At 36.5% G+C, this 19146-nt stretch carries 18 protein-coding genes; 2 read left to right on the top strand and 16 right to left on the bottom strand.

Features of this window, described 5'->3' with window-relative positions; genetic code table 11:
* Positions 1 to 166: 166 nt before the first annotated feature.
* The 4 genes from ACMGDK_RS01755 to ACMGDK_RS01740 all read right to left on the bottom strand — a co-directional run bounded on the left by ACMGDK_RS01755 (position 167) and on the right by ACMGDK_RS01740 (position 5051).
* Positions 167 to 1096 (bottom strand): DUF3829 domain-containing protein, encoded by a 930-nt coding sequence (locus ACMGDK_RS01755; protein ID WP_436806340.1) that lies wholly within the window; start codon positions 1094 to 1096, stop codon positions 167 to 169.
* A gap of 26 nt (positions 1097 to 1122) precedes the next feature.
* Positions 1123 to 3006 (bottom strand): type VI secretion system baseplate subunit TssF, encoded by a 1884-nt coding sequence (locus ACMGDK_RS01750; protein ID WP_436806339.1) that lies wholly within the window; start codon positions 3004 to 3006, stop codon positions 1123 to 1125.
* A 25-nt stretch (positions 3007 to 3031) separates the two neighbouring features.
* Positions 3032 to 3472, bottom strand: a complete 441-nt coding sequence (locus ACMGDK_RS01745; protein WP_436806338.1) for a GPW/gp25 family protein — start codon at positions 3470 to 3472, stop codon at positions 3032 to 3034.
* Positions 3473 to 3635: 163 nt separating this feature from the next.
* Complete coding sequence (locus ACMGDK_RS01740) at positions 3636 to 5051, bottom strand: APC family permease (RefSeq protein ID WP_436806337.1); 1416 nt, start codon at positions 5049 to 5051, stop codon at positions 3636 to 3638.
* Positions 5052 to 5194: 143 nt separating this feature from the next.
* Here ACMGDK_RS01740 and ACMGDK_RS01735 point away from each other — a divergent pair, with 143 nt between their 5' ends.
* Positions 5195 to 5704: a DUF4920 domain-containing protein gene (locus tag ACMGDK_RS01735; protein WP_436806336.1), complete on the top strand. Its 510-nt coding sequence runs from the start codon at positions 5195 to 5197 to the stop codon at positions 5702 to 5704.
* A gap of 161 nt (positions 5705 to 5865) precedes the next feature.
* Here ACMGDK_RS01735 and ACMGDK_RS01730 read toward each other — a convergent pair whose 3' ends face one another.
* A complete protein-coding gene (locus tag ACMGDK_RS01730; RefSeq protein WP_436806335.1) occupies positions 5866 to 6975 on the bottom strand; it encodes a M14 family zinc carboxypeptidase in 1110 nt (369 codons plus the stop codon).
* Between the two features lie 782 nt (positions 6976 to 7757).
* Here ACMGDK_RS01730 and ACMGDK_RS01725 point away from each other — a divergent pair.
* Positions 7758 to 8294 (top strand): helix-turn-helix transcriptional regulator, encoded by a 537-nt coding sequence (locus ACMGDK_RS01725; RefSeq protein ID WP_436806334.1) that lies wholly within the window; start codon positions 7758 to 7760, stop codon positions 8292 to 8294.
* 58 nt (positions 8295 to 8352) lie between these two features.
* Here the strand turns inward: ACMGDK_RS01725 and ACMGDK_RS01720 are convergent, their stop codons facing one another.
* The 11 genes from ACMGDK_RS01720 to ACMGDK_RS01670 all read right to left on the bottom strand — a co-directional run bounded on the left by ACMGDK_RS01720 (position 8353) and on the right by ACMGDK_RS01670 (position 19106).
* Complete coding sequence (locus tag ACMGDK_RS01720; RefSeq protein WP_436806333.1) at positions 8353 to 9372, bottom strand: T9SS type A sorting domain-containing protein; 1020 nt, start codon at positions 9370 to 9372, stop codon at positions 8353 to 8355.
* Between the two features lie 225 nt (positions 9373 to 9597).
* On the bottom strand, positions 9598 to 10764 hold the full coding sequence (locus tag ACMGDK_RS01715; RefSeq protein WP_436806332.1) for a proline dehydrogenase family protein: 1167 nt from the start codon (positions 10762 to 10764) through the stop codon (positions 9598 to 9600).
* Positions 10765 to 10827: 63 nt separating this feature from the next.
* The gene (locus ACMGDK_RS01710) at positions 10828 to 11757 is read right to left on the bottom strand and encodes a UbiA family prenyltransferase (protein ID WP_436806331.1); all 930 of its coding nucleotides are present in this window, start codon (positions 11755 to 11757) and stop codon (positions 10828 to 10830) included.
* Between the two features lie 10 nt (positions 11758 to 11767).
* The gene (locus tag ACMGDK_RS01705; protein ID WP_436806330.1) at positions 11768 to 12694 is read right to left on the bottom strand and encodes a mevalonate kinase family protein; all 927 of its coding nucleotides are present in this window, start codon (positions 12692 to 12694) and stop codon (positions 11768 to 11770) included.
* 206 nt (positions 12695 to 12900) lie between these two features.
* Complete coding sequence (locus tag ACMGDK_RS01700) at positions 12901 to 14391, bottom strand: MFS transporter (RefSeq protein WP_436806329.1); 1491 nt, start codon at positions 14389 to 14391, stop codon at positions 12901 to 12903.
* Positions 14392 to 14497: 106 nt separating this feature from the next.
* Positions 14498 to 15676, bottom strand: a complete 1179-nt coding sequence (locus ACMGDK_RS01695; protein ID WP_436806328.1) for an acetyl-CoA C-acyltransferase — start codon at positions 15674 to 15676, stop codon at positions 14498 to 14500.
* Between the two features lie 55 nt (positions 15677 to 15731).
* The gene (locus tag ACMGDK_RS01690) at positions 15732 to 16145 is read right to left on the bottom strand and encodes a carbohydrate kinase family protein (protein WP_436806327.1); all 414 of its coding nucleotides are present in this window, start codon (positions 16143 to 16145) and stop codon (positions 15732 to 15734) included.
* Positions 16142 to 16546 (bottom strand): hypothetical protein, encoded by a 405-nt coding sequence (locus ACMGDK_RS01685; RefSeq protein WP_436806326.1) that lies wholly within the window; start codon positions 16544 to 16546, stop codon positions 16142 to 16144. The genes ACMGDK_RS01690 and ACMGDK_RS01685 overlap by 4 nt, the downstream gene beginning before the upstream one ends.
* Positions 16547 to 16695: 149 nt before the next feature.
* Entirely contained in the window at positions 16696 to 17787 is a 1092-nt protein-coding gene (locus ACMGDK_RS01680; RefSeq protein ID WP_436806325.1) for an OmpH/Skp family outer membrane protein, read from the bottom strand.
* Positions 17788 to 17866: 79 nt separating this feature from the next.
* Complete coding sequence (locus ACMGDK_RS01675) at positions 17867 to 18586, bottom strand: hypothetical protein (RefSeq protein WP_436806324.1); 720 nt, start codon at positions 18584 to 18586, stop codon at positions 17867 to 17869.
* Positions 18552 to 19106 (bottom strand): RNA polymerase sigma factor, encoded by a 555-nt coding sequence (locus ACMGDK_RS01670; RefSeq protein ID WP_436806323.1) that lies wholly within the window; start codon positions 19104 to 19106, stop codon positions 18552 to 18554. Before ACMGDK_RS01670 ends, ACMGDK_RS01675 begins: the two co-directional genes overlap by 35 nt.
* Between the last annotated feature and the right edge of the window lie 40 nt (positions 19107 to 19146).

The following is a 19146-nucleotide window of genomic DNA, read 5'->3' as shown; positions in this document are numbered from 1 at the left end:
TTTATGGAATTGTATGAACCGGAAAGTTTTTATTAAAGTTTAATTTTAGTTAAATTTATAAACTATCTGGAATATGTAATTCTTCATACACTACGTTTGTAAACTTTTGTTGATGCCAGGAATGATATTGTTGTATTATTAGGATTTTTATAGGTTTATATTGTTCTTATTTCACAAAAGAATTGTAAGAGTTCAGTACAGACTCATAGGAGGAATCGAGCTGCTGGATATCACTGTCAGAAATTTTCCCCGCACCTTTTGCATTACGGATGAGTTTTCTGTAGGTATCCAAAAAGCTGGATGCACTTTTATTAAAGCTTTCAAATAATGATTTTTTATAAGCATACTGCGGATCTTTCACATTGAATTCTAATTTTGAATTAGCTTCCACTGCTTTGGCAAGCTCATCATACTTTTTCTGAGCTTCCGCTTCATTAAATTTTCCTGAATACTGCTTATCCAGCACATCAATATTAGTGTCGAGAGAATTCATCACTTTTTTCGAAGAAATGATATATTCTTTCATCGGGTGATCTTTCAGTATTACTTCTTCAGCGGCATCCGTTGCAGGTTTGATCTTGGCCACTACATTTTCTCCCGAGGTAAATAAAGCCTGGGCTTCGGTTTCAATATCCTTTGTTATGGCATCTGCTTTTGCTCCTTTATCGTCTTTATAATCTTCAGAATTCATATAGGATTTAAGCTCTTCAAACTTTTTCTCTATACTTTCCTTTTTGGCTTTGTAGGTATTAAAGTCTGCTTCTATTGCTGCCTTGTCTTTTCCAAAACCTGACGGTATTTCTTTAATCTTGCTGAATGCATAATCCATAGAACCTATTACAGGCATTATCATAGCATTTCCTCCTTTTGCTTTCGCTACGGCTCCATCAGCATATCTCAGAATACTTTCTATATGCTTGGATGTATTCTTATAAGAATCCACAAAATTGTTATTGAATTCAATGATAGCATTAGCTTCATCTGCACTGCCAAGATTCAGAACAGATTTGCCCAGTTTACTGACGTCTTTTTTACAGCTGATGACACTGGCCGATGTAAAAGCCAGAGCCATGGCAAGGACGATAATCTTTCTCATATTTTATAGTTTAGGTTTAGTTGTATTTATATTTCGTCAAGATCGATATCTTCATTGCTTATTTTCACTACGTATTCGATCCCGTCAATTGCTTTGGAAATGATTTGGTTTCTAAGGATATTGGCCATGTTTTCCCAGTACGCTCTTCCATAGAAGGAATAATTCTGCGGAATGATCTCTACTTCAACGGTTCTCACAAATCCCTCTTTTGGGCGGTTGCTGATCATGGTTCCTCTTCTTACCCGTACCTCTTTTACCTCATCTTTCAGAACCATTCTGCAGTAGTTTTTAACATCTTCCAGGGAAATGATCTTGTCTCTTGTAGTTAAAGCATATCTGTAAGCCTGAATGCTGTCTGTTCCCTTCTGTTCTTCGGAGCCTCCTATAGTCTCTGTGAGAAGGACAACGGTCTGTGATTTCAGTTGATTAGAAAGTTCTGTTCCCGGACGCATATGATTGGCCAGCGTGCAGTGCGTAACCCAGAATGAGGCATACGTATGGTCTGTCTTTTCAACGGGTTCCATGATGACGTAATTCAGCTCCTGCCTGATATTTCTTTTTGCATTGTTCACTTTCTGAACCATCGTCTTCATTTTGTCTGACATTTCGCTCAGTACTCCTTTAACGTTATCTCTGTTTAACAGTGAAAATGCCGCAATCTCATCTCTTGTCAGTTCCAGAACATTAGCAATCATATCTACTGCATTTCTATTGGTAAAACGCTCCATTCCACCTTTTCTTACTGTATACAATCCTTTTTTAAGATCATCCGCAGGGGTAAAAGGAATTTCCGTATACTTTCTTCCGTCTCCATCCTGAACTTCATCTACATACAGGAAATGTTCGCCTTCGTCTGTAACGAGAGGAATATTGTTTCCCATGATATCCAGGCTGTATTCTGTCTTCTTCCAGCCTCTGTTGTAAATAGGGAAAGCATTCATTACAAATGAGAAATTGTCAAGGATTTCAGCAGAAAACTGTGGCGGGAATTCAAAAGTAAGCCACAAGTAGCGTTTGTCTCCGATCTGCTTTCTGATCTCCTCTTTTTCGTTGAGGAAGTCAAGGTTTTGTGGCAGTATTCCCGGCTCCGAGAAAAGACTGCTCGAAAGTCCTGTGATTTCAATGAATTTATGACGGTAAATACTTTTAATATCTTCAATGGCTTTATTCCGGATCGACTGTTCTTTGAACATCTGCTCATATCCATCCTGCTGGCTGTTCGTAAGATAACTCAGTCCTTCCCTTACAAATAAAGGATTCCCATTACTGGTGACGGTAATATAAGGAAGAAGCTTGTAAACGAAATCTATATGCTCAAAAGCAGGATTGGAACAGAATACGCTGATGTATTTAGGGAAATTTTCACTGGCATATCTGCTTACATCCACTCCTATGGTGATCTTTCTGTAGTCTTCAGGTTTTCCCTGGAATCTTGCTACAGGTATTTTATTCAGCCTGTCATCTACACTATAGCAGGTATTTCCTACAAACATTACTGCTGTCTGTATTTTATTGATTCTTACATTTCCTACCGGTGTAAAAGGAATATTAAGCTGCTTGTCCGATTCTGATTTCACCGTTGATGTCATCTGCTTGCGGAAAAAGAATTCGGTATGTTCCAAAAGGACCTCCGAAGACTCATAAGGCAGTGTAAAAGCAACTGCATGGGCCGGAATCGGATGGGTATAAATGGATGGTGTCAGAAGTTTTGCCAGTTTCTCAAGGATCCTTGCATTGACTGTCTGAATTTCGTTATTAGCCTTAAAAACTTCTGTACTGAATGCGTCTATCAGTAGTTTTACAAAAGGGTCCAGAGACTGCGGGCTTTTCAGTCCCCACACTTTGGTGGCGTTCTGAAGCATTCTTGCCTTTACAGATTCTTTGGAATATATATTTTGATCTAGGTTCATAAATTTTTCTTGCTGTTAAAAACAATTAGTCAATAGACATCGGACTTAAAAATAATTCTGTAGAAAAGCTGAAACGCTCTCCCGTTGCCTCCATTTTTGCATTGATGGCAATTCTTACTTTCTTTTTGATCTCTGTGTGTTCTTTGGTATCGTAGCTGTGTTCTACAAATTGAATGTGGGCATCAATCTGTGGATTTACGATGCGGGGTTCATATTCCTGAATCTGCCTTCTGAGGCTTTTAACGAAAACGCTCTCCCAAACGGCACTGGTAACTCCATTATCGAATTCCAGACTCCAAACGTCGTTTCCATAATTGTCATCATATCTGTTTTCGCCTTTTTTGGTAGTGATCAGCAGCATGATATTGTGCGCAATGCTTTCGCCCATGTCGCAGATATCAATGCTCCCTCCTTCAGTCATTAAGGTTGAAGGGACGAAAGGCATTCTGTAATTTGGTGTGTCCATAGTCAGCTTCTTATTTTACATAGTCTAGTTTTCTTAAAAAGAACTACCAAAATACACATTTTCATGAAATAAATAGGAAAAGAAATCAAAAATCTCATTGAAAAAAGGGCTTCCAAATGAATTTGGGAGCCCTGATATATTATAGAAACGGTTGAATTTTATCCTATTGATCCGCCTGCTTTTTCCTGTTAATGAAATAATACACCGGAAGTCCCAGGAGCACCATTAAAAATCCGGGCCAGGTATACTGCTGCTTGTAGATCAGGAGAAGTATGCAAAATCCTGTTCCTATCAGAAGATAGATAATAGGTGTCACGGGGTAAAGCCATGTTTTATAAGGTCTTTCAAGATCCGGCTTTTTGATTCTTAAATAAATAACTCCGAAAACCGTAATCATGTAGAACAGAACGATCACAAAAGAGATCATGTCCAGAAGATTACCATACTGTCCGCTAAGGCATAGCACCGAAGCCCATATTCCCTGCATCCATAAAGCATTTTCCGGAACTTCATTTTTATTGTTTTTCTCGGCAGATTTAAAAAACATTCCGTCTTTTGCCATCGTCTGAAATACTCTGGCTCCAGCCAGAATCAACCCATTATCACACCCAAATGTAGAAACCATTACAAGAACTGCTATAATGATGGTGCCTGCACTTCCGAAAATATTCTGTGAGGCTGCAACTGCAACCCTGTCATTGGCTGCAAAAGCAATGCTGTCCCTGTCCAAAGCGTTCAGGTATACGTAATTGACCGCCAGATAAAGGATCATCACTGCAGAAGTTCCGTAGATCATGGATTTAACAATATTTCTCTTCGGATTTTCCACTTCTCCGGAAACGAAAGTTACGCTTTCCCAGGCTACCGAACTGAAAACAGATCCTACCATGGCTGCTGCGATACCTCCGAGCAGGGTCATCCCACCAATCGGTTCCCAACCTTCTTTAAGGAAATTACCGCTTATGTCTTTTTTAAGATTATTAAATGAATCAAACCCAAGACTGAAATTTTCAGCTAAATGCGAAAAATCCACCAAAATGAATCCAACAGCAATTAAACCCAGTAAAGCAATGATTTTTGACCCTGTAAATACATTCTGAAGCAGCTTTCCGCTCTGTACACCTCTTGTATTAATATAAGTAAGTATAAGGATAACGGCTATCGCCAGAATCTGTATCCATGTGATTTTGAATTCTCCGCTTTGGAAAAGAGGTGCAGCATCATTCAGTGACGGAACCAGATAAGCTGTGAATTTACCGAAAGCCATTGCTACTGCCGCAATGGTTCCTGTCTGGATTACCGTAAACAGACCCCAGCCGTACAGAAATCCCATCTTTTTTCCAAAGATCTCTTTGAGATAGGTATACTGCCCGCCTGCTTTTGGAAACAGCGCTGAGAGCTCTCCATAGCTGATTGCCGCTGCTACAGTCATCACTCCGGTAATGATCCAGACTACGATCAGCCAGAAACCTGATCCCAGGTTCCGCATCATATCGGCACTTACAATAAAAATTCCGCTTCCGATCATAGATCCCATTACCAGCATAATGGCATCCCAAAGTTTCAGTTTTTTCTGCATAGTCAAGTATAGGCATCAAATATAAACAAATCTGAGTTTGATTTTGATATTTGTCTAAAATTTACTGCACTGCCTGCTTTTTATCAAATTTTTATGGAATTGTTATTCAATTTTAATTAGTACTTTTGGAAAAAATATTAAAAATGAAATTCAAGGCTATATTATTTGCAGCAGCTGTAAGTATTTCTACTTTAGCTTTTGCGCAGGAGACATCACAGAAAAAATCTGGACCACCGGAAGGAAGTGCTATTGTAGGTGATGCATACGGATCTGGAGTAACTTCAGAATCTAAAGCCATCACAGTAGATAAACTGAGCAAAAAGCTTAAGAAAGACAATAAAAAAGTTGAAGGTGTTGCAGTTAAAGGAAAAGTAACTGATGTATGTGAGAAAAAAGGATGCTGGCTTACCATCCAGACTGAAGACAATTCTCAGTTTTTCGTAAAAATGAAAGATTATGCATTCTTTGTTCCAACTGCTTTAAAAGGTAAAAATGTTGTATTGGAAGGTACTGCAGAAAGAAAAGTAACTTCAGTAGACGAACAGAAGCATTATGCCGAGGATGCTAAGAAGCCTCAAGCTGAAATTGATGCCATCACGACTCCTAAAGAAGAGATCAGGTTTGTAGCCAATGGAATCAAAGTAGTGAACTAATTCTGTATAAAAATAATAACGTCCTCAAAGAGTAATACTTTTTGAGGACGTTTTGTTATATGTTCTCTCAGATTGAGCAGATGTTTGCATTATTCTTAAACTAAATTAAAAAAAATTTAGACTCAAAAATTGACCAGATCAGATGAAGACTGCCCTATTTTTTAATCTTCTATGGTAAATTCTGCTGGAGCATCCAGTTTCGGATATTTGGTAACAGATACAAATCTTTTTCCTGTACAGTCTATTTCCAACCAGCCTTTTCTTTTTTTCACGTCTCCCACTTCCATCACAAAAGGTACAAATGATATTTCATCCTTTCCTTCTTCTATCATTTCGCGGTACTGAACTGCGACATCCAAAATGCATTCATGATCTGTATTCAGTTTTACATTTCTGTAAATAATATCATAATGTGTTTCCTGGTTTTCGGGAATTTCGAGATATTTTTCCCATCCTTCTGTATCCGAATTCAGTTCACTGATTGCTTTTAATGCATAATACAAAGCAACCGTATAATATTTCCTGGTTCCCTTTCTTGTATAATCATCTATGAAATGTCCGCCTTCAAACAAAATAGTTGGCATTCCGGCCTTAATAAAGTTATCGCCTGTAGAGGTTGGATAAAACTCATCAGAATATCTGCCGATCTGATTCGGGATTAAATCCTTTAATTGATCGTAAACTCTTCCAATTACAGCCATACATTTTTTCCTGTTATCAGTTATGGTACGTTCTTCATTTTCGGAAGGTGCCAAGAAAGATAGTGTTGCAGGATGTATTCCGTCTGTAGTAAAAATAGTTCTCTGTTCATGCAGATTTAGTGCATAATCGTATTTTTTTGAAGCGACAGCTTTTTTAAGGAATTTAATTTCCGTACTCGATTCATTATGAAAGTCTCTGTTCAGATCAATATCTGCAGCATTCAGCCTTGTCCATCTTTCTGACCCGTCAGGATTGAGCATAAAAATAAAATCGAGTCTGATTTTATTGAAAAGATCTTCTTTCATTTCCGGAGCCTTATCCAAAGTTTCAAGAAGATCAAGTATGGCATGGCTGGCATTGGATTCATTTCCGTGCATCTGCGACCATGCAAGAACATTAATAGTTCCTGTCCCTATGCTTAACTGATAAATAGGTTTATCTAAATATGATCTTCCGATCTCCTGAACATAATCGCTGAGATTAGTCTGTAGGTAAGAAAATAATTTTTTAGGGGAAATATAGCGGTTTGAGAAATCAGGGTTCGGAGAATAGAGCAGTTCAAAATTCATTCTAAATAATTTACAAGAGTCAAATTTAATGAATTTTAGACATTAAAATATAATTAACATTTGTAATTTATCTAAACAAGCCACTCTGTCATTTTGTCTGTTGATAAAATTGTTAATTGAAAATAACATCAATTAATTATCACAAATACCTATATTTCAGTATTTTACAAAGTTTATATAAATCATATTTAAAAGGTTACTTTAAGTAATAAAAACCTTGTTTATCAGCAATTAGGTATAATTTAATTAAACATTATAAATGTGGAAAACTCATGTAATTATACATATATACATTTGTAAATGCCCTATTTTTGTATTTTAACAGAAAAATTTTTTGCTGCAAATGGCATCAATCTTATTATTTAGAATTTTATCAAAAGTAAGAAATTAATTAATGCTTTTATATAGTATAAATAATTAATATACAGCAACTTAATATTATAAATTCACATTTGTATCTATTACAATTATACCAGGAATTGAAATTTAGAATACTAATGATTCAACTTAGTAACATCTCAATATGTTATTAATCAGATGTTTACAATATAAGTTACAATTAGTTTAATGGCACACACATTTAAAAATTTACTGATTAAAAAAGAGTTTACTTTGCGCAATTCATATAAATGATTATCATTAAAAGTATAAAACGTTGTTTTATAATACGTTATATTTTATTTACATTTGTATAATTACAATAACTAAATATGTTTACTTTTGTAATTTGCTTATGTAAATTTAATCATTTACATTTGTAAAGTAATAAACAACTTATTTTTATGAGTTTAAACGAGAGAATTTCTAAAGTTATAGAGTATTCCAATCTCAGTCCTTCTGAGTTTGCCGATGAGATCGATGTACAGCGTTCTTCCATTTCGCATATTACTTCCGGAAGAAACAAACCCTCTTTGGAATTCATTATAAAGATAAAGTCAAGCTTTCCTGAGATTCTTTGGGACTGGCTGGTTACGGGTGAAGGTGAAATGCTGAAATCCGAATTACCGGAAGTAGAATCTGCTTCAGAGGAAAAACGGGAAGAAGAAAAAGGAAAACCTACTCCGCTACCCGACTTATTTACGATGATGAAGGACGATGAAGATTTCGGAACTGAGAAGGAAACAGACGTTCTAAAAGAGAGGCCGCGAGAATCGTTTATTCCGCCCCCATATAAGGCTCAGGAAAATATATCAGATTCTCAGCGATTAGAAAAGACTAACGATAAATTCATCAATCAAGTCATTGATAATCAGGAGAATAAAATAAAAAGGATCGTTCTCTTCTATGAAAACGGAAAATTTGAAAGTTTTGAACCATAAAAAAACCTGGCCAAGTAAAATGACCAGGATAAAAAATATTGAAGAAGAAAACTAAATCTTATTGCTTCATTAGTTTTGTAATTTTTATATGTCCGCCCTCATTCTTTATTTTCAGAATGTAATTTCCCTTAGGTAAGTCTGTCACACTATACTCTTCAGAACCGTTCAATGTCTTTATCAATTTTCCGGAAGCATCTAAAATTTCTACACTGCTTATTTTAAGCTTTTCAGGATTATTAATTTTGAAATTGTCTTTTACGGGATTAGGATAAACTTGAATTCTATTGTCATATTGCATGGTCTCCTGTGTACCCAGTGTGGTTGCTGTAAACGTAATAACAAATGGCATATCTAAAGGAACATCAGGAGCTGAAGCAGGGTTTCCGGCATCAATTAGAGAAGTCCACGTTCCCAAAATGGCATCAAATTGCTTAGCATTAAAGGCAGGAAGTCCACGGCTTCCAACGATAGTAACCGGTGGTAAAAAGCCCGCATTAGCCATCACTACATTCTGCAGCTGGTATTTTATCCAATATGTTCCGGCTCCAAGAGTTATAGGTGTATTGGCTGTTATCTTCCATATTTTTCTGGTGGTCCCAGGTATGGCAGCAGCAGGTACGGCAGTATTTCCAGTCCTGTACATGGTGGCGTCTGCTCCTACGGAAAACCTGTTGGTAGTATCATCTCCAAATACACTTGTTGCTCCTGCTACGGAAGGATCTGAATTGAATATGTTTACTCTTACTGTATTAAAAGGAGCTGTAGTCCCTGCATAGTTCGTCTGATAGGCAAAAAAATCTATGGTTGTAATCTGCCATGAACTTCCGGCGGGAATAGTAAAATCATCAGCAAGAAAAAAACTTGCCGCAGCTGAACTGGATGTTCCGCCTAAACCAAGACTGGTATTGGATTCTGTAGTATTTCCTGTATTATTCTGAAGTTCAGACCATGTGTATCCGACAGGTGCTGCCGTTCCACTTTTAGAAGTAGCTCCGGTACTTAAACCTCCGTTATTATAGGTTTGTGCTATGCCAAAATTAGCCGCTATAAGGGCAGCAATAAGTAATGCTTTTTTCATAATATTAGTTTTTAATGGTTTAAATCAAATATAACCAATAACAATGAATAAAACAATATATATTAAATATTTTTATTATATGATTAACAAATATGCAAATATATTTAGTTATAAATAATGCCAAAATGATAATACTTATAATAAATACAGGTCTTTTTCACACATATATAGCAAATTAAAAAGACCTGCAGTTTCTGCAGGCCTTTTTGTATATTTTATAAAATATTACTTCTTTCTTCTTTCCAACTCTTTCTTGATAAGACCTAATTCTCTTCCGGTTTGTCCGGCTACAGAAGTATTTTCTCTGGCCCTTCTTGTAAGATAAGGCACAACATCCTTTACAGGTCCGTATGGAAGATATTTAGCCACATTATAGCCCTTATCTGAAAGATAGAAGGTAATATTATCACTCATTCCGTAAAGCTGTCCAAAATAAATATGAGGATTTCCGTTTTCAAGAGATTTGGCTTTCATTTTATCCATAACCAATTCAGATGAGATCTCATTATGAGTTCCAAAGAATGCTGATACTTTATCCAGATGATTCATTACAAAATCAATCCCGGCGTTGTAATTTTTATCCGAAGCCTCTTTATTTGGCTGGATAGGATCCGGATATCCTTTTTCTTCCGCCCTTGCTCTTTCCTTTTCCATATAGGCGCCGCGAACGATCTTATATCCTATGAAATAGTTCTTTTCTCTGGCTCTCTGAAGATGAGCTTCCATATACTCCAGCCTTCCCGTTCTGTACATCTGGATGGTATTCCAGACAATTGGCTTTTCCCGGTTGTATTTCTCCATCATTTCTTCACAAAGCTGATCTGCTGCATCCTGCATCCAGGTTTCTTCAGCATCTACCATTACTTTTTTGTCATTCTCATGGCAAAGACTACATACCTCATCAAACCTTCTTACCACTCTTTCCCATTCTTCTTTCTGGCTTGAAGTAAGCTCAGCACCACTTCCTACCGCTTCATACAGATCAATTCTTCCAAAAGCCGTGGGTTTAAATACAATAAAAGGAATGGCAGGATTTCCCACAGAGAATCTTATGATATCTTTGATCTCTTTGCAAACTGCATCAAAGGTTTCCTCATCTTCCTTACCTTCAATAGAATAATCGAAAATACTTCCAACTCCTCTTTTGAAAAGCTGTTTTACCGCCTTCATACTTTCTTCGCGGGTCTCGCCACCACAGAACTGCTCAAACAAAGTGCTTTTTACAATTCCGGTCACGAAAGGAAAATTATTGTGTACCGTAAAATTAAGAACAGAAGTTCCAAGGCTGGTAAGAGCGGGTTGTTCAATCATTTTAAACATCCAGTACGCCTTTCTCAATTGTGCATCAGACTTGTCTGCAAATGCAACTTTAGTATCGTTAAAAATGGGCATCCTTTTTATTAAATTTAGTTTTGCAAAGGTAATAATAACCACAGTTTATTTAAAGAAAATTTTCTACAATTTGCTTTCAATTCCATTCAAAAGCATAGCGATGATTCCTACAAACACCCAGAATCTTAATATATTGAGAGTGAGGAATTTACTTCTTCTGGTGGATTTAAGCAAAAGGTAAATACAGAAGATCATTACAAATAAGCCTGCGGTAAAGTAGTATGCCATAAAACCTGAAATTCCTGTTTTAGTGATAAGCTTCATGGAAACAGCTATTGTGGTAATCAGCAGAGAAATGATGATGATCTGGCTATTTTTATTTTTAAAATAGTTTGGAATTGTTGTATATCCGAATGCTTTATCAACACTTTTTGTGAGCATATCTTTTACAATATCGATACACAAAAGGATCAGAAAGAGAAAAACAGCCATCAGCAATACCTTCTTGGAAAAGGTTTCATAATAGACCATCATTCCGAAAAAAGGATATAATGTAAGACTTACAAAAGTAAGGTTGTTAATGATCAGCAATCTGCTTAATTTATGACTGTAAAACCACATAAAAAACTGGTATACAAGAAAAAAAACAAATACCTTATGGGAAATCATCCATGCGACACCCAGAGAAATGGCAGTCAGAGCCAGGTAAGCATATAAAAAATATTTCTGTTTGATAAAGCTTTGGATTCTGGTACGGAACGGTTTTGCCACATGGTCTTTTTCCAAATCGTAAAACTGGTTGATAATTCCGCCGGCCAAAATGGTTATAACGGTACAGAAAATAATGCCGTGTACTTTAAAATCGAAGACAAATTTGCTGAACGTTTCATCCTGATTGAAGAGGAAAAAAGTGGATACATATAAAGCAAATGTGAGGAGTGCCGCTACAAAAAAACGGGCACCGATCAGAAAACCCACGAATTGTGAGAATCTGTAAAATATAGATTTAGAGAAATAGTTCTTAGACTGGAAAGTTTCTTTTTCAGAATTCATTCCAGCCTGTTTAAAATCTGTAAATCACTTCTTTTTGGAAGCCTTCAAGCATTTTTTCTGCTTTTGCGTAGTCTTTTGTAAAGCCCAGAATATATCCGCCGCCGCCGCTTCCGCAAAGTTTCAGATAATAGGCATTAGAGTCCAGTCCTTTTTTCCAGATGTTGAAAATACTTTCAGGGATCATCGGACGGAAATGCTCATATGCCCAATGGGAAAGCTTTTTCAGGTTTCTGAAGAAAGGATTCATATCTTTTTTAAGGAAAGATTCAATGCATGCATTGTTGTAACGGATGAACTCTTCTTTTAATGTTTTCCGGAAACCTTCCGTTTTCATTTTTTCAAAGAAGATCTGGATCATAGGTCCGGTTTCTCCTGTAATACCACTGTCGATAAGGAATATGGCTCCTTTTCCTTTCTCTCCTTCAGGAATAGAAACCCTGTCCAGGTTTTCTTTATTCTCTATAAGGATCGGAAGGTTCATATAGCAGATCAGAGGATCCATTCCTGAACTTTTACCATGGAAATAGCTTTCCATTTCACCAAAAACGGTTTTTAACTTTTTCAGATTATCTTTCGAGATCTGTTCAGGATCTAGCTTACTGAGTGCATATTTTTCAAAAATAGCAGCTACCAAAGCTCCTGAACTTCCTACTCCATATCCTTGTGGAATATTGGAATCGAAGAAAAGCCCGGATTCAATATCATTTTTTAAGCTCTTGATGTCCAGTTTAAAATCATCAGAAAGATCAAGCGTTGCAAGGAAATCAGAGTATTTCTGCAGATGTTTGTTCGATTTAAGTTCAAATTCAGAACTTAAATCTGAGAATTTCAGGGTTCCTTTATAGAAACTGTAAGGTACTACAAGCCCCTGGGAGTCTTCAATCATCCCATATTCTCCAAAGAGAATTATTTTTGCATAAAATAGAGGGTTCGTCATCTTGACAATAAATCTTTTTGCAAAGTTAAAATTATTCCGCTGAATATAAGCAAAACTCAAGCCGAATTCCAATTTATTTAAACAGAAAAGGTTTTTCAGGCTTTTATCACCACAAAGAGCGGAAACCATTTTATCTGTATACGATAAAAAAAGCCTGAATGATCAGGCTTTTATGATAGTTTAATTAATTTTTATTGACAGTTTGATTATAAAGTATCCCTTTCTTTCCGCATATTGACTTTAAGAAACCGGATCAGGATAAGTCCTGTCGCGAAAAATAAGGTCATGGATAATGCTGCAATTCGCATATTATTAAAATGCTCAATCAGTGTGGCGAAGATAAAGGTTCCGATAATGATCGCAATCTTCTCCAATACATCATAGAAGCTGAAATACGTGGTATTTTCCATAGAATCTTCCGGAAGAAGCTTTGAATAGGTAGATCTGGACATAGCCTGAAGCCCTCCCATCACCAATCCTACTACTGCTGCTACTCCATAGAACTGATATTCTACCGTAGGATTTTCTTTGTTCAGGAAATATGCCCAAAGACATGCAACAATCCAAAGTACAATAGCGATAGAAATCACGTTTCTATTTCCTATCTTCCTCGATAATCTGGAGAATATAACCGCCCCGATGATCGCTTCGATCTGGATAACCAGAAGAGTTCCGATCAGTTTATCCTGGGCCAGGTTAATTTCGCTTTTCCCAAATAAGGTGGCCATCAGGAAAATGGTCTGCATCCCGACACTGTAAAAGAAGAAGCTGGAAAGGAAAAATTTTAGGTTTCTATCCTTAAACAAAACTCCACCCACTTTGAAAAGCTCATGAAAGCTTTCTTTGGCAATGTCTTTATAAAAGCTCATATTATCTTTAAGAACCTCAAAGAAACCTCCCTGTTCTTCATGCTTTTTAAAGATATTTTTATAGTTTAAAAGTACCAGATCTTTAGGAAGTTTTTCTTTAACATCTCCAAACTGAGGAAGATGCTTGAAGGTATACTGTGAAAAGCCAAACCACCATGCACCGGTCAACAGAAAGCTTATTCTTGTAAATAACAGCTGCTGTGCGGCTCCTTTTGCAAAAACCTGGATCAGTACCAGACAGATCACCACAAGGACTACAGAACCCAGATATCCATACACATATCCTCTTGCAGACAACGCATCCTGCTTATCACGGGTTGCAATATCCGGCAGGAAGGAGTTATAAAACACTAAACTTCCCCAGAATCCGACACTTGCCGTAATACTGAAAAGAAGACCTAAAAATACATTATGCATTCCTGTAAACATAGCAAGCCCCATACATGAGGTAGCTCCAAGGTAACAGAAAAACTGCAGAAATGATTTTTTGTTTCCGATAGTATCAGCTAATGAAGACAGGAACGGAGAAAGCAGCACTACAATAAAAAATGATATGGTAAGTGAATATCCATACACAGCATCCGGCTGGTATTCTTTTCCTAAAACCTTTATCATGTGCCTCACCGGGACATCAATCCATGATTTTGTTTCTTCCACATACTCTTTTTTCTCATAAGCAGTTGTCAGTATGGAATAGTAAATAGGGAAAATAGTGGAGGTAATAACCAATGAGTAAACAGAATTCGCCCAGTCGTATACAGCCCAGGCTTTCATAATCCTTGGATTATTCTTTATGTTTTGAGGCTGTTGATTCTCAATTTCAGACATTTCAAATAAATATTAGTAGCACAAAAATAGAAAAACCATTAAGAAATTGATAAGAATTTAGAAAAATTATCGATTCCTTAATGGTAAAATATTCTTCGAGAGAATATTATATATTTTCAATCACAATAGCAGAAGCTCCACCACCACCGTTACAGATAGCTGCAGCACCGTATTTGGCATTATTCTGCTTCAATACATTAATCAGCGTTACAATGATTCTGGATCCTGAACTTCCCAGCGGATGCCCAATGGCTACTGCTCCACCATTTACATTTACTTTGGATGCATCCAGTCCTAAGATCTTATTGTTGGCAAGACCTACTACAGAGAATGCTTCGTTAAATTCAAAGAAATCGATGTCAGAAATCTCCAGGCCTGCCTTTTTAAGGGCAATTGGTAAAGCTTTCGCAGGTGCAGTCGTGAAGTTTTCAGGCTCCTGAGCTGCATCAGCATAAGAGATGATTTTAGCTAAAGGTTTCAGGCCAAGTTCTTTCATTTTTTCTTTAGAAACAAGAATCAAGGCAGAAGCACCGTCATTTAATGTAGATGCATTGGCAGCGGTTACGGTTCCTTCTTCTTTTTTGAATACAGTAGGAAGTGTTGCAATTCTGTCAAAATTTACTGCTTTATATTCTTCATCTTCAGCAAAAATTACAGGATCTCCTTTTCTTTGAGGAATTTCAACAGGAACCACTTCTTCTGCGAATTTTCCTTCGCTCCATGCTTTTGCAGATCTTTTGTAAGATTCTATAGCAAAATTATCCTGATCTTCTCTTGAAATACTGTAATCTACAGCACATTTCTCTGCACAAACTCCCATATGTACTTTGTTGTACACATCTGTAAGACCATCCAGCACCATTCCGTCCTGCATTTTGATATCGCCCAATTTAGTGGCAACTCTTGCATTATAATAATGTGGAACTAACGACATATTCTCCATACCTCCGGCAACAATTACTTCAGCATCGCCTGCTTTAATAGCCTGTGCCGCCATAGTTACTGCTTTCATTCCTGAAGCACATACTTTGTTTACTGTAGTAGAGGGTGTCTCAATAGACAGACCTGCACCCAAAGCCACCTGACGGGCCGGCGCCTGGCCTTCTCCTGCCTGCAGTACATTTCCCATATAGATCTCCTGAACATTCTTAGGATCAAGACCGATTTTATTTAATGCTCCTTTTACAGCAGCAGACCCCAGCTTTGTAGCAGGAACCGTTGAAAGGCTTCCCATAAAACTCCCGATAGGTGTTCTTACTGCGGAAACGATGAATACTTCTTTCATGTGTATTATATTTACTTTTTTTACAAATGCTGCCTTCCGGCTGCATTATACTATTCTATTTTTTTACTTTTATATAAATAACCTCATATTGGCTATTTTCAATTTTGGAATGTAATTTCAGGGCGTTATCCTGAGTTTCCACAATTTTATTGCTAAAAACATCTCCTATATGGATGCGGTTATCATTGGTTGTCTTATCCAGCACGATCGCTTTATAATTGCAGTCGTCCACAAAAACCAAGGTGGATTTTATAAAATCTTTACCATTATTTAAATATTCGGTCTGAATATTATCTTTAATGGTCATATACCAAATTCCCTCGGGATAATTCGGGCGAAGGAATTTCCCTTCTCTTATATTTTTACATTTAGCCGGTTGGTCCGGTTTATCAAATGCTGTTTTTTGAGATTTAGCCTGTGAAAATATCAACATCAAAAAAGCTGCTGATCCCATTTTTAAATGCTTCATAGTTGTGTCCGTTTATTTACTTTTTTATTTCCTGCAGCAAAAATCATAAGGAAAGCCCCTAAAAACTCTACAATCCAACCCCATTTCAGCTTTACAACTCCTGCAAAAGCTTCTCTCCATGATTTAAACGGCAGAAAGCTGAAATACTCCAGAGACTGCATCTTAACTGCAACGAGTGTAAATGCAAATAACACAATCAGCAACACCCCAAAGAATCTTACTACTTTTGCACTGTTGTTTACAATACCAAAAACTGCACATGCAGCAAAGATCCAGCATGCAATAGCCAGATAATGATCCAGTTTCCAATAGTTCCAGTTTCCGATAATGGGAACATGAACAAGAGGCATAAAACTACCTGCTACCACTAATAATAATCCTAATAACTGAATATTTTTCATATTTACTAAAGTGCCAAAATACAAAAAAAAACACACTTTTAGACAGTGTGCTTTAAAAACGGATGATTCCTTTACAAACATTTGTTAGTATCAATAAAAATTAATTTAAATTACATTATACTCAATAAAAATTAAATTTTATTGTTAAATTAGAAAATAACATTTACGAATTCTATACCAATCTGAACTCCATATTTATTCTTCAGGAGAGCACTGTCATTGAAGATGGGTGTAAAATCTTTCTGAACAAATATTTTAAGACCTCCATAACTGATTCCGAATTTTCCACCAACAATAAAATCATTCACTCCATGCATTATTCTTTCTCTTTCCACAATTCTTCTGGAGTTTTCATTTGAATATTTTATATAGTTCACACTTCCCACTTTTACACCACCATAAATCCCCATTACCAGGCTCAACTGTCTTTTTTTGTTATCAAGATACTGAACTCCGTCATATTCTGTATACTTTGGATTCAATACAAATCTTAAATCTACAGGTATATACAGGTATGTATTATTGAACTGGGTTCTCTTTAAATTACCTCTGTCAAAATCACCTACGAACAAAGCGTTGTCATCCTGTTTAAAAACCTTTCCATATTTGGGAACATACTGATCGAACCTAACTCCCAAACCGGCGCGATAAAATACTGGACTTTTAAAGCCACCGATCTGGCCTTCATATCTCAATGCCATTTGTGAAGAGTTGATAATTGTATTCCTGGTATCAGAATCTTTATTGTAAAAGTTAAAAGGCTGATTTTTTGAAGTCAGGCCTGTTCCCATCATACTGCCGGACAGTTCCAAAGTCTGTAAGGACTGTTTTGGAGTTTTCTTTTTTTCTTGTCCCAATTTCATATTAAGACCATTAAGCCCTATCCACATTTCATTTTTATTTATACTGTCCCGATCCATAAAAACAGCATTTTTGACCATCTCTGTTGTTGCAGCCTGCAGTTCGCTTTGCTGGGCGTCCACTTTTTCATTGATGGTTTGCTGGTATTTAGAGGCAATTTCCAAGCGCTGTTTCTGCTTTTCCTCCGGTGTGATTTTATTTTCTTTAAAATCTTTATCAACAATATCCAGCTCTGCATTCATTTTGGATTTCTCTGAAACCACAATGCTGTCAATTTTCTTCGAGTAGCGTTTAATCTGCAGATCCATGTCCTGTTTTTCCTGGGCCGCACTGTATGTAAAAGCCATTACAGCAGCCATAAAGATCAACTTTGTTCTCATATTTATTTATAATTTTTAGACAATATTATATCTCTGTCCATATTCAGGACAGTATTTTGATTTTATAAAAAATTCAGATTTACTTGGAGTCCAGATAGACCGTTACTCCCAAAACAGTTACATTACCTACATTCGGAACCACTTTATCAAATTTGAAGGCTCCAAGTTTATGTTCATCTTTACCGGCTTGTTCCCGGGCTTTATCAAATTCTCTGCCCAAAAGAAGCTCATCAGAACTGATATAGTTTGATTTTGGTTTCTTAGCTTCTGCAAGTACAGGAAGATTTGACATAACAGCATTTTCCGCTTTTTCATTGTTAATGAAATCATTTTCCGGTTGAATAACTATATTTTGCTCTTTTTTATGTTCGGCAACCTTGGTATCATTTGATTCTCTTTCTTTTTTTCGAATTAATGCATGATCATAATTAAAATTTCTCAGATTCTTATCTACCATTTTTACTACATTCTTCCGGATACGCTGTTCATTCGAAATAGGTGTTTGATCTTCCAACTCCGTATTTATGGGATTTAGTGTTTTTTCAAAAGTTTTTTTAACAATATAGTCTGTTTGTTTATTATCAGATTTCGTTTTATAGTTGCTAAAATAAATAATGTTTCCTGCAGAAATCAACAGCAATACAACAGCAGCATACTTCCACCACTTAAAAGACCGTTTTAACGGCATGTCAGGTGCCTCATGCAACTTCTGGTCTAATTTATTCCAAAGGGCTTCAGAGGGCTTAATTTCGAGCCTCTCGTAATCAGACTTTAACTGTTTCAGTATCTCTTTTTGCATGTTCTTCTGTTTTTAAAAATTCTGCAAGCCATTTTTTCGCTTTACTCAGTTGGCTTTTGCTTGTTCCCTCTGAAATATTAAGCATTTCTGCGATCTCCTGATGCTTTTTTTCTTCAAAAACATATAAATTGAAGATCAGCCTATACCCTGCCGGCATCTTTGAAAATATTTCATTAATATTGATCTCTTGTAGCCGTTCATCTATATCTTCATCAGAATAATCATCCGCAATTTCTATATCGGCATAAAGAATATTCCTGTTCTTCCTGACAAAACTGATAGAATCATTGACAACAATTTTTCTCAGCCAGAACGGAAAACTTTTCCAGTCTCTGCATTCGTCTATCCTGGTAAAGCATTTCATAAATGCACTGATCAGGATATCTTCTGCATCATGCAGATTATTCGTATAAGAATTTGATATGGCAAGCATTTTAGCCGAAAACATTTCGTAAAGAGCCTTTTGGGCCATCCGGTCCTGTTTTTTAGCCAGTAAAAAATTCTTTTCGAGGTTCTCCATGTATCGGTTTTCTAACTATAAGACGGAATTTATTCTAAAA

The organism is Chryseobacterium hilariae (assembly GCF_051400735.1).
Classification (GTDB): Bacteria; Bacteroidota; Bacteroidia; order Flavobacteriales; family Weeksellaceae; genus Chryseobacterium.
This window is presented reverse-complemented; position numbering and strand designations above follow the sequence as displayed.